This is a genomic window from Leucobacter sp. OLIS6 (assembly GCF_002752355.1).
Taxonomy (GTDB): Bacteria; Actinomycetota; Actinomycetes; order Actinomycetales; family Microbacteriaceae; genus Leucobacter.
This window is the reverse complement of sequence record NZ_MRAV01000006.1, coordinates 24,001-34,409: the sequence shown is the minus strand read 5'-3', so window position 1 is coordinate 34,409 and position 10,409 is coordinate 24,001. Positions and strand designations below refer to the sequence as shown.

The window sequence follows — 10,409 nt, the reverse complement described above, 5'->3', positions numbered from 1 at the left end:
GAGGGAGGGAGCTCATGCACGGCGCGAGCGTGACCCAACACGAGAGCCCAACCCCAAGCCCGGACCCGGCAGGACAGCCGAGAAGGCTCGATTCCACCTCTTCTGGGAAGAAGCAGGTGGAATCGAGCCTTCTCGATGCTGTACCGAGGCGGGACCCCAGGCCCAGGCCCAGGCCCGCGCCCGGGCCCCAACCCCGAACCCGCTTAGAACGCGGCGATGCCCGTCAGCTCGCGGCCGATCACGAGCTGGTGCACCTCGTCGGTGCCCTCGTAGGTGCGGACCGACTCGAGGTTCGCCATGTGGCGCATCACCGGGAAGTCCGAGGTGATGCCGTCGCCGCCGAGGATCGAACGGCAGGTGCCGGCGATCTTGATGGCTTCGCGCACGTTGTTGAGCTTGCCGACGGAGATCTGCCCGTACGACAGGTTGCCGGCGTCCTTCAGACGGCCGAGGTGGAGGGCGAGCAGCAGGCCCTTCTCGTACTCGACGAACATGTCGGCGAGCTTCGCCTGGATGATCTGCTTCGAGCCGATGGGGGCGCCGAACACCTCGCGGGTCTGCGAGCGCTCCACGGCGACCTCGAGGCAGGCGCGCGCCGCGCCCATGACGCCCCAGGCGATGCCGTAGCGCGCCTCGTTGAGGCACTTGAACGGCGACGACAGGCCCTTCGAGCCGGGCAGGATCGCGTCGAGCGGGAGGCGCACGTCCTCGAGCACGATCTCGGTCTGCAGCGAGGCGCGCATCGACAGCTTGTTCTCGATCGCGGTCGCGGTGAAGCCGGGGGTGTCGGTCGGCACGACGAAGCCGCGCACGATCCCTTCCTCGTCCTTCGCCCAGATCACGCCGACCTGCGCGATGGTGGCGAGACCGATCCAGCGCTTCTTGCCGTTGAGCACCCACTGGTCGCCCTCGCGGCGCGCGTTCGTGAGCATGGTGTTGGGATCGGATCCGCCCTGGGGCTCGGTCAGCCCGAAGAAGCCGATGGCCTCGCCGCGGCCCATCTTGGGCAGCCACTCCTGCTTCTGCTCCTCCGAGCCGAACTTGTAGATCGCGCCCATGGCGAGCGAGCCCTGCACGGAGAGCGCGGTGCGGAAGCCGGAGTCGACGGCTTCGAACTCCATCGCGACGAGCCCGTAGGCGACCGAGGAGGCGCCCTTCAGGCCGTAGCCGTTCATGTACATGCCGAAGGCGCCGAACTCGCCGACCTCGGGCAGCAGCTCGGCGGGCAGGCGACGGTCCTCGAACGCCTGGTCGATGATCGGCTTGATCTTGGTCTGCGCGAAGTCGCGAGCCTTGAGCTGCCACTCCCGCTCCTCTTCGGTGACGAAGTCGGAGACGTTGAACAGCTGGTCGATGGTGGTGGTCATTGCGGGTCCTTTCGGAACGGGACTGACGGATCGAAGACGGTGGATCAGCGCGGCAGCCACTCGGCGCCGGCGTGCTCGCCGAGTCCGGGCGGCGGGGCCGAGTAGCGGGACGGAGTGGCCGAGAACGAGATGGGCGTCGCGACCGAGCGCAGCACGCGCTCGGTCCCGTCCTCGCCCTGCGCGCGGGTCTCGGCGACGGGCTCCAGCCCGAGGCTCTCGGCGAGGTCGAGCGCCTGGGCGATGGTGTTCACGCGGCCGGCCGGGATGTTCGCGGCCGTGAAGAGCTCGATCCACTCCCCCGCGTTGCGCGCGGCGAGCCGCTCCTCGAGCAGCGCCTTCAGCTCCAGGCGGTGCGCCACCCGCGACGGGTTGCCGACGAAGCGCGGGTCGCTCGCGAGCTCGGGTGCGCCGAGCACCTCGCACAGTCGGGCGAACTGGCCGTCGGTGCCGACCGCGAGCGCGACCTCCTGGTCGGCGGCGGCGAAGGTCTCGTAGGGCGCGATCGAGGGGTGGGCGTTGCCCATGCGTCCGGGGGCCCGTCCGGTCTCGAGCGTGGACGACGCCTGGTTGGCGAGCGCCGAGAGCAGCGAGCCGAGCAGCGTCACCTTCACGTGCTGGCCGCGCCCCGCGGTCGGCGACTCGGCGGTGTCGCGGGCGCGCAGCGCCGCCTGGATCCCGATCACGGAGTTGAGCCCGGTGAGGATGTCGACGAGCGCGACGCCGACCTTGGTGGGCTCGCCGCCGTCGGCGTCGCTCTGCCCGGTGATGCTCATGAGGCCGCCGACGGCCTGCACGAGCAGGTCGTAGCCGGGCAGATCGCGACCGGCGGCGTCGCCGAAGCCCGAGATGGAGCAGTACACGACGCCCGGGTTGTCGGCGGCGACCGCGTCATAGCCGAGCCCGAACTTGTCCATGGTGCCGGGCTTGAAGTTCTCGATGACGACGTCGGCCGTCGACGCCAGCGAGCGGGCGAGCGCCTGCCCCTCCTCGGAGCGCAGGTCGCAGACGACGGAGCGCTTGCCGCGGTTGACGCCGGCGAAGTAGGTGCTCTGCCCGACGGCGTTGACGGGCGGCGACCACTGCCGGGTGCCGTCGCCCTCGGGGCTCTCGATCTTGATCACGTCGGCACCGAAGTCGGCCAGGATCATGGTGGCGTGCGGGCCCGCGAGCACTCGCGAGAAGTCGGCCACCCGGATGCCGGACAGCGGGCCTCGCGTCGTCGTGTCGTTCGCCTCGGTCATGCCGTCTCCCTCTTGCGCCGGTGCTCGGGTCGGGCCGCGTTCCGCGGCCCGCTCGCCCTCAGTCTAGGCGCGAGCCGAATGCCCGCAGATGCCACTCTGCACCGCGGCTCGCCTCGCTGCTGTGCAAAGATGTCGTCATGGCACGCCTCTCGCACCTGCTCTCCACGCCCGGGCTCGGCCTCCGCCTCGTGCAGGCGGGTGCCGGGGATCCCGACCTGAGCTGGGTCTCGACCACCGAGCTGCTCGATCTGGGCGCGTACCTCGACGGCGGCGAGCTCGTGCTCACGACCGGGCTCGCGCTCGAGGAGGACGATCCCCGGTGGCACGACTTCGTCGCGAGCCTGGGCCGGGCGCGGGTGGCCGCGATCGGCTTCGGCGTCGGCGTCGCGCACGCGCGGATCCCCCGCCCGCTCGTCGCCGCCGCCAGCGCCTACCGGGTCGCCCTGATCGAGGTCCCACCGCCGACCCCCTTCATCGCGGTGAGCAAGGCGGTCGCCGCGCTGCTCGAGGCCGACGAGCTCAGCGCCGCCCACCGCGCGCTCCAGGCGCACCGGGAGCTCTTCGTCGGCGGTCAGAATCCCGCGGCCACGATCGCAACGCTCGCGCAGGCGACCGGCCGCAGGATCGCGGCGCTGCGCGCCGACGGCAGCCTGCTGGCCGGCAGCAGCGGACTCGCAGGCGGTTCGGATCCCGGCACGCACGCCGAGCGGATCCCCCTCGATGCCGCGGGCACCGTGCTCGTCGTCGCCGGCGACGATCCCCTCTCTCCAGATGCGCGGGCGCTGCTCGCGGCGGGCGCGATGGCGCTCGGCATCGAACTGCGCAGCGCGGGCGGCGAGCAGGATCGCGAGCGCGAACGCTGGGAGCGCCTGACCGCGCTGCTGCTCGGACGCGCGGGCACCGCGTCGGCCGAGGGCGGCGTCTCAAGCGCGCAGGTGCTGGATCCGACCATGCGGCTCCCCGCGCACGTGCGCGCGATCGCGGTCTCGGGCGGCGCCGAAGCCCTCTCGGACTGGCGCCGATCGCCACGCACGGGGCTGGAGCGCCTGGTCGCGACGGACGACGGCGACGGCGGGATCGGGGGCTGGCAGCTCTGCCCCGATGACGAAGCCGCGCTCGGCACCGCGGTGAACGCCGCGGTCTCCGCAGGTCTCGACACGGTCGTCGGACGGCCGGCCCCGCTCACTCGGGCGGCGACCAGCGCCCGCTCCGCCGCTGCGGCGTTCGCGGCGCGGCCCCCGCTCGCAGTCGGCGAAGCACCCGCACCCCGGGTCCGCTGGGTGGATCGGGAGGAGCCCGTCTTCGAGGCGGTGCTCGCGGGACCCGCAGACCTCGCCGGCATCGTCGCTGCCGTCCTCGGACCGCTCGCGACCGCCGTCGACGCCGAGGCGCAGGAACTCCGGCGCACGGCACGGGTGCTGCTCGCTCATCACGGTCAGCGGCAGCCGGCGGCGGCCGAGCTGCGGATCCACCGCAACACGCTGCGCGACCGCCTGGCGCGCATCGAACAGCTCACCGGCCGTTCGTTCGGAGACGCCGACGACCGCTCGGAGCTGTGGTTCGCGCTGCGCATCGAAGCGCTCACTCGGGAGCCGTCGCTCCCGCCGATCGAGCCGACCGAGTAGGGAGCGCGAGCGCCGCCTACTTCTTCGAGGAGTGGCCTTCGTGGCCCTCGTCGTGGGGTTCGTGCAGCGCATGGAGCATGCCCGTCACGTTGCCGTGGAGCAGGTCGTCGACCAGCTCGTCGACCGCGACCGCCTCGTTGCTGCCCTGCTGAATCTCGACACGAATGCCACCGGTGCGTGCGGTGGGCTCCTGCTTGCGTTCCATGCTTCACTGTACGTCCGGGGTCGATCGCCCACCATTGAAAACGCCGAAACGTTCCCGGATCTTCACCGAGAATCCGCCATGCGCTCCGTGATCAGGCGGGCTGCACCGACAGCAGCTGGTACCCCTCGGGCACCTTCGAGAGCACGTCCGCATAATCGGCGCCCTCCAGCATCTCGATGCCGTCCCGGCGGGCGAGCGTCGCCTCGCAGCTCAGCACGGTCTCGTGCTTCGACATGGCCACCGACATCACGGCCACGTTCCACCCCTCGGGGGTCTGCGCGTAGACGAGCTCATGCACCTCGGGAAGCCCCTCGCCCTGCACGCTGATGGTCTTCGTCTCGACGGGGCGGATCATGCCGATGTACATGCGATGCAGCCTATCGCTCGTGAGCCTCCGGCCGGCCGGCCCCGGCCGGAGCATCCGATCAGCCGAGGATGAACTGCGCCGTACCGTCGCCCTGCGCGGACCCCACCGACACCTTCAGGTGGTAGGACGCGCCGCCCGCGGTCACGGGATCCCGGCTGATGTCGCAGGTGTCCTTGCTGCTACGGGTCCGGTCCCAGGTGATCGCCTCGGTCTCGAGCGGCTTGCCCGGCTGCAGGATGATCGAACGGTGGTCGGGCTTCTTCTGGCAGTCCGTCGACACCCAGACCTGGTCGCTGCCGCTCGTGATCGCGAAGGTCATGGTCGCGGTCCCGAGGTCGGCCGAGCACGCCTTGGTGCCGCGATTCTCGACCTTCAGCGAGAGCTTCGGCTCCTCGCCCTCGGCATAGCTGCTCTTGTCGGTGATCGGCGTGACCACGAGCTCGCCCTCGGCGCAGGCCGGCGTCGAGTTCTTGCCCGCCGACGTCGTCGGCTTCGTCGCGGTATCGCCGAGGTCGCCCGGAACCGACACCTTCGGTGCGTCCGAGGCGCCGCCGGCACCGCCCGGCTTCAGGATGATGAGCACGACGGCGACGACGACTGCGAGCAGCGCGACGAGCACGATGATCCGGCGCCGGACGTAGACGCTCTTGTCCTTGGGCCCTACGGGATCGCGAAGCGTCGACATGGCCCCAGGCTAGCCGCAGCACGGCCGGAGGCGGCTCAGGCGCGCGCGGCTCCGATGCCCTTCAGCATGCGGGTGTTGCCGAGCGTGTTCGGCTTGACGCGCGCCAGGTCGAGGAACTCGGCCACTCCCTCGTCGTTCGAGCGGAGGAGCTCGGCGTACACGTCGATCGCGACGAGCTGCTCGTCCTCCCCGGCCGGAGCGAAGCCGTGCTTGGCGAAGAAGTCCACCTCGAAGGTGAGGCAGAACAGCTGGCTCAGGCCGAACTCGAGGGCGCGCTGCTCGAGGGCGTCGAGGAGCCGGTGTCCGATGCCGCGCCCCAGCCATTCCTCCGAGACGCCCAGGGTGCGCACCTCGCCCAGGTGCTCCCACATGACGTGCAGCGCACCGTAGCCGATCACGACGCCGTCGGCGTCCTCGGCGACGAGGAACTCGGGGACCGCCCCGTAGAGATCGACCAGGTCCTTGCCCAGCAGGATCCGTCGCTCCACCAGCGGGACCATGAGCGCGGCGATGGCCGCCACGTCGGAGGTGCGTGCCTGGCGGATGCGGATCTCGGCTGCTTCGGGCATAGGCACAGCCTAGTGCCGCGGAAACGCCGCGCGGACCGCCCGGAAACCGCACGAAACACCCCGGAACGGCGGAACGCCCACCGCCGTGAGGCGATGGGCGTTCCGTCCGACCGGTGCGATCAGCTGTGGTCGGTGGTGGGGGCCGTCGAGGCGACCGCCGCGGCCGCGGAGGCCGAGGACGCCGAGTGGTCCCGGTTCGACCCCTCGGTGACGAACGTGAACTGGCCGTCCACGAAGTCCACCTTCACGAGGTCTCCCGCCAGCAGCTCCGCGCTGAGGATCCGCTCCGAGAGGCGATCCTCGATCTCGCGCTGCATCGCACGGCGCAGCGGCCGAGCACCGAGCGTCGGGTCGTAGCCGAGGTCGATGAGCCGCTCGCGCGCCGGGACCGAGATCTCGATGCGCATGTCGCGGTCGAGCAGGCGATCCTGCAGACGCTTGACGAACAGATCGACGATCTGCAGGAGCTCGGGCTTCGAGAGCTGCGGGAACACGATCGTGTCGTCGACGCGGTTCAGGAACTCGGGCTTGAAGTGCTTCTTGAGCTCCTCGTTGACCTTGCCCTTCATCATGTCGTAGCCGACCTGCGTGTCGCCCTCGAGCTGGAAGCCGACGGGGCCGCCGGCGATGCCCTTCGAGCCCAGGTTGGTCGTCATGATGATGACCGTGTTCTTGAAGTCGACCACGCGGCCCTGACCGTCGGTCAGGCGACCCTCTTCGAGGATCTGCAGCAGCGAGTTGAAGATGTCGGGGTGCGCCTTCTCGATCTCGTCGAACAGCACGACCGAGAACGGCTTGCGGCGCACCTTCTCGGTGAGCTGGCCGCCCTCTTCGAAGCCGACGAACCCGGGAGGGGCGCCGAACAGTCGGGACACGGTGTGCTTCTCGCCGTACTCGGACATGTCGAGCGAGATCAGCGCGTCCTCGTCGTCGAACAGGAACTCCGCGAGGGCCTTCGCGAGCTCGGTCTTGCCGACGCCGGTGGGGCCGGCGAAGATGAACGAGCCCGAGGGACGCTTCGGATCCTTGAGGCCCGCGCGCTGACGGCGGATGGTGCGAGCGAGCGCCGAAATGGCCTCGTTCTGGCCGATGACGCGCTGGTGCAGGGCCTCCTCCATGAAGCGGAGACGCGAGGTCTCCTCTTCGGTGAGCTTGAACACGGGGATGCCGGTCGCCTGCGCCAGCACCTCGGCGATGAGCCCCTCGTCGACCTCGGCGTGCGTCGCGACGTCGCCCGAGCGCCACTGCTTCTCGAGCCGCAGGCGCTCGGCGATGAGCTTCTTCTCCTCATCGCGCAGGCTCGCGGCCTTCTCGAAGTCCTGCCCCTCGATGGCCTGCTCCTTGTCGGCGCGGACCACGGCGATCTTCTCGTCGAACTCGCGCAGCTCGGGCGGGCTCGAGAGGATCGACAGACGCAGACGAGCGCCGGCCTCGTCGATCAGGTCGATCGCCTTGTCGGGCAGGAAGCGGTCCTGCACGTAGCGGTCGGCGAGGTTCACCGCGGCGACGATGGCGCCGTCGGTGATGGAGACCTTGTGGTGCGCCTCGTAGCGATCGCGCAGCCCCTTGAGGATGTTGATCGCGTGCGGCAGCGACGGCTCGTTGACCATCACCGACTGGAAGCGGCGCTCGAGCGCGGCGTCCTTCTCGAAGTGCTTGCGGTACTCGTCGAGCGTGGTCGCGCCGATGGTCTGCAGCTCGCCGCGGGCGAGCAGCGGCTTCAGGATGTTGGCGGCGTCGATCGCGCCCTCGGCCGCACCGGCGCCGACGAGCGTGTGGATCTCGTCGATGAAGATGATGATGTCGCCGCGGGTGCGGATCTCCTTCGTCACCTTCTTCAGGCGCTCCTCGAAGTCGCCGCGGTAGCGGCTGCCCGCGATGAGCGAGCCGAGGTCGAGCACGTAGACCTGCTTGTCCTTCAGCGTCTCGGGCACCTCGCCCTTGACGATGGCCTGCGCGAGACCCTCGACGACGGCGGTCTTGCCGACGCCGGGCTCGCCGATCAGCACCGGGTTGTTCTTGGAACGGCGCGAGAGGATCTGCATGACCCGCTCGACCTCCTTCTCGCGCCCGATCACCGGGTCGAGCTTGCCGTCGCGCGCGGCCTGGGTCAGGTTGCGCCCGAACTGGTCGAGCACGGCCGAGCCCTTCTCGGAGCCGCCGGACTCGGGGGCCCCGACCGTCGCGTTCTCCTTGCCGGCCTGGTAGCCGGAGAGCAGCTGGATCACGGTCTGGCGCACGCGGTTGAGGTCGGCGCCGAGCTTGACCAGCACCTGAGCGGCGACGCCCTCGCCCTCGCGGATCAGACCGAGCAGGATGTGCTCGGTGCCGATGTAGCTGTGGCCGAGCTGCAGCGCCTCGCGCAGGCTCAGCTCGAGCACCTTCTTGGCGCGCGGCGTGAAGGGGATGTGGCCGGCGGGCGGCTGCTGGCCGGTGCCGATGATGTCGGTCACCTGCTCGCGCACGGCGTCGAGCGAGATCTCGAGCTGCTCGAGGGCCTTCGCGGCGACACCCTCGCCCTCGTGGATCAGGCCGAGCAGGATGTGCTCGGTGCCGATGTAGTTGTGGTTGAGCATCTTCGCCTCTTCTTGGGCGAGGACGACCACCCGGCGGGCCCGGTCGGTGAATCTCTCGAACATGCTTCCTCCTGGGTACCGGAGACAGCGGTCACCTCCGGCGATACCGACAGCGTACGCGCCGGATCCGGGCCGTGGGTCCGTGTTCGCCGCAGGCGTGACCGGAGGCTGGTGCGACTTGACGGGAGCCGCGGAAACCCCCACACTTATCGACAAGCGTTAATATCGTTTATCGATAAGGAGTGAATCATGACCATCGCCTCCGACTTCCGCCCCTCGCGCGGCGACCGCGTCGCGCTCTGGTTGTTCGTCGCGGTCGGCGCCGTCATCGCCGTCGCCGTCGCCGTCGGAGCCGCCCTCCGCATCGGCGAGCTGCTCGGCGGCGGTCCGATCCGGGTCGCGGCCGAGTTCATCGATCAGCGCGCGACCGCCCCCATCGGTCCCGACGGATCGGACGTCGGGGTCCTGCTCGACCGGGCCGTGCTCCGCACCGCGGTGCCGCCGATCGCCACCTGGGCGGGCGTGATCGGCCAGCTCGTGCTCGTGATCGCCTTCGCCACGGTGATCCTGTGCCTGATCCTGCTGAGCCGCAGGCTCTCCCGCGGCCGCATCTTCGGCCGGTCGAGCACCGTGCTCGTCGGCACCGCCGGCATCACCGGTCTCATCGGGGCCGCGGCGACGCGGTTCTTCGACAACATGCTCGCCAATGCGGCGGTCGCGCAGGTCTCCGACTCCGGCGACGTGCGCAATGCGGTGCTGAGCGTCGAGCCGTTCCCGTTCGTCGTCGCCGCCTTCGCCGTGGCGATCGTCTGCACGGTGTTCGTGATCGGCGAGCGCATGCAGCGCGAGACCGAGGGGCTCGTCTGATGCGCACCGCCCCCGGATCCGACGGGCTTCCCCAGGAATCGAACCCGAGGAAAGTGCGGGCCGATGCCCTCGCGGTCCTGATCATGGGCATCGCCGCCGCAGCCTCCGTCCTCGCCCTCGCGGTGCGCAAGTACCTGAGCACATTCACACGTGAGGGGATCGTCTGGGATCTCCCGGTCAAGGCGCAGACCGGTACGGCGCGAGGCATCGTCTCCTACCGGGCCGAAGCCGCGCCCGACGCGCCGGCCGTGCAGGGGACCTTCACCCATCTGCAGGTCGTGGTGCCCGACGTCAACGCGGTCTCCACCGCATGCCTCGCGCTCGCGATCGCGGCGGCGGCGCTCACCGGGCTCGTCATCATCGCCTGCACGGTCCGCCTCGCCCGGCTCTTCCAACAGGGCCGCTTCTTCACGCTGCAGACCAGCCGCGCCCTGCGCACCATCACATGGACGGCTTTCGGAGGCGGCATCACGGCGTTCGTCGGTTGGAACCTCGGCTCCAACGGCATCGAAGGAGCCCTGGGCGTCCGCGCGGCCGAGACCGGCAGCTTCGAGTGGTGGGGCTGGTACTTGATCATCCTCTTCGCAGTGACGGCGTTCGGTCTCGTCGACATCGCGCTGCGCCGGGCGATCCGGCTGGAGCGCGAGACCGAGGGACTCGTATGACCCCGGCGGAGCCCGAGGACGGGCACGCGATCCACTGCCGGCTCGACGAACTGCTGGCCGCCCGCGGCATGACCCTGACCGAGTTGAGCGAGGCGGTCGGCGTCAGCATCGTCAATCTCTCGGTCCTCAAGAACGACCGCGCTCGGGCGATCCGGTTCTCCACCCTCACGGCGATCTGCCGCGCGCTCGATTGCACGGTCGGCGAACTGCTCGTCGCCGAGGACCGCGCGGGCTGACCGGGG

General features: G+C 70.2%; 11 protein-coding genes. 4 read left to right on the top strand and 7 right to left on the bottom strand.

Going from position 1 to position 10,409, the window contains the following annotated elements:
• Positions 1 to 203: 203 nt before the first annotated feature.
• Together BMH31_RS03275 and BMH31_RS03270 are read right to left on the bottom strand one after the other, a co-directional pair.
• The gene (locus BMH31_RS03275; protein ID WP_099722878.1) at positions 204 to 1,367 is read right to left on the bottom strand and encodes an acyl-CoA dehydrogenase family protein; all 1,164 of its coding nucleotides are present in this window, start codon (positions 1,365 to 1,367) and stop codon (positions 204 to 206) included.
• A 44-nt stretch (positions 1,368 to 1,411) separates the two neighbouring features.
• The gene (locus tag BMH31_RS03270; protein ID WP_099722879.1) at positions 1,412 to 2,608 is read right to left on the bottom strand and encodes a CoA transferase; all 1,197 of its coding nucleotides are present in this window, start codon (positions 2,606 to 2,608) and stop codon (positions 1,412 to 1,414) included.
• Between the two features lie 137 nt (positions 2,609 to 2,745).
• Here BMH31_RS03270 and BMH31_RS03265 point away from each other — a divergent pair, with 137 nt between their 5' ends.
• Complete coding sequence (locus BMH31_RS03265; protein WP_099722880.1) at positions 2,746 to 4,233, top strand: PucR family transcriptional regulator; 1,488 nt, start codon at positions 2,746 to 2,748, stop codon at positions 4,231 to 4,233.
• A 16-nt stretch (positions 4,234 to 4,249) separates the two neighbouring features.
• On the opposite strand, the gene BMH31_RS03260 is transcribed toward BMH31_RS03265, so the two are convergent.
• The 5 genes from BMH31_RS03260 to BMH31_RS03240 form a co-directional block, all read right to left on the bottom strand.
• Complete coding sequence (locus BMH31_RS03260) at positions 4,250 to 4,438, bottom strand: hypothetical protein (RefSeq protein ID WP_046454365.1); 189 nt, start codon at positions 4,436 to 4,438, stop codon at positions 4,250 to 4,252.
• Between the two features lie 91 nt (positions 4,439 to 4,529).
• Entirely contained in the window at positions 4,530 to 4,805 is a 276-nt protein-coding gene (locus BMH31_RS03255) for a hypothetical protein (RefSeq protein WP_099722881.1), read from the bottom strand.
• A 58-nt stretch (positions 4,806 to 4,863) separates the two neighbouring features.
• Positions 4,864 to 5,490, bottom strand: coding sequence for a hypothetical protein (locus BMH31_RS03250; protein ID WP_099722882.1), 627 nt, complete (start codon positions 5,488 to 5,490; stop codon positions 4,864 to 4,866).
• 35 nt (positions 5,491 to 5,525) lie between these two features.
• Entirely contained in the window at positions 5,526 to 6,059 is a 534-nt protein-coding gene (locus BMH31_RS03245; RefSeq protein WP_099722883.1) for an amino-acid N-acetyltransferase, read from the bottom strand.
• A 119-nt stretch (positions 6,060 to 6,178) separates the two neighbouring features.
• On the bottom strand, positions 6,179 to 8,698 hold the full coding sequence (locus BMH31_RS03240; protein WP_099722884.1) for an ATP-dependent Clp protease ATP-binding subunit: 2,520 nt from the start codon (positions 8,696 to 8,698) through the stop codon (positions 6,179 to 6,181).
• Between the two features lie 186 nt (positions 8,699 to 8,884).
• On the opposite strand from BMH31_RS03240, the gene BMH31_RS03235 reads away from it, so the two are divergent.
• From BMH31_RS03235 to BMH31_RS03225, 3 genes are read left to right on the top strand one after another with little or no spacing between them, the layout of a single operon-like run.
• Positions 8,885 to 9,502 (top strand): DUF2975 domain-containing protein, encoded by a 618-nt coding sequence (locus BMH31_RS03235; protein WP_099722885.1) that lies wholly within the window; start codon positions 8,885 to 8,887, stop codon positions 9,500 to 9,502.
• Entirely contained in the window at positions 9,502 to 10,167 is a 666-nt protein-coding gene (locus tag BMH31_RS03230; protein ID WP_099722886.1) for a hypothetical protein, read from the top strand. Before BMH31_RS03235 ends, BMH31_RS03230 begins: the two co-directional genes overlap by 1 nt.
• Positions 10,164 to 10,403 (top strand): helix-turn-helix transcriptional regulator, encoded by a 240-nt coding sequence (locus BMH31_RS03225; RefSeq protein ID WP_099722887.1) that lies wholly within the window; start codon positions 10,164 to 10,166, stop codon positions 10,401 to 10,403. The genes BMH31_RS03230 and BMH31_RS03225 overlap by 4 nt, the downstream gene beginning before the upstream one ends.
• The last annotated feature ends 6 nt before the right edge of the window (positions 10,404 to 10,409 follow it).

What these genes read in the sequence shown, in the direction of transcription:
- BMH31_RS03250 (WP_099722882.1), bottom strand. Translation starts at nt 5,490, where the DNA reads ATGTCGACGCTTCGCGATCCCGTAGGGCCCAAGGACAAGAGCGTCTAC.
- BMH31_RS03270 (WP_099722879.1), bottom strand. Translation starts at nt 2,608, where the DNA reads ATGACCGAGGCGAACGACACGACGACGCGAGGCCCGCTGTCCGGCATC.
- BMH31_RS03255 (WP_099722881.1), bottom strand. Translation starts at nt 4,805, where the DNA reads ATGTACATCGGCATGATCCGCCCCGTCGAGACGAAGACCATCAGCGTG.
- BMH31_RS03245 (WP_099722883.1), bottom strand. Translation starts at nt 6,059, where the DNA reads ATGCCCGAAGCAGCCGAGATCCGCATCCGCCAGGCACGCACCTCCGAC.
- BMH31_RS03230 (WP_099722886.1), top strand. Translation starts at nt 9,502, where the DNA reads ATGCGCACCGCCCCCGGATCCGACGGGCTTCCCCAGGAATCGAACCCG.
- BMH31_RS03265 (WP_099722880.1), top strand. Translation starts at nt 2,746, where the DNA reads ATGGCACGCCTCTCGCACCTGCTCTCCACGCCCGGGCTCGGCCTCCGC.
- BMH31_RS03275 (WP_099722878.1), bottom strand. Translation starts at nt 1,367, where the DNA reads ATGACCACCACCATCGACCAGCTGTTCAACGTCTCCGACTTCGTCACC.
- BMH31_RS03225 (WP_099722887.1), top strand. Translation starts at nt 10,164, where the DNA reads ATGACCCCGGCGGAGCCCGAGGACGGGCACGCGATCCACTGCCGGCTC.
- BMH31_RS03235 (WP_099722885.1), top strand. Translation starts at nt 8,885, where the DNA reads ATGACCATCGCCTCCGACTTCCGCCCCTCGCGCGGCGACCGCGTCGCG.
- BMH31_RS03240 (WP_099722884.1), bottom strand. Translation starts at nt 8,698, where the DNA reads ATGTTCGAGAGATTCACCGACCGGGCCCGCCGGGTGGTCGTCCTCGCC.
- BMH31_RS03260 (WP_046454365.1), bottom strand. Translation starts at nt 4,438, where the DNA reads ATGGAACGCAAGCAGGAGCCCACCGCACGCACCGGTGGCATTCGTGTC.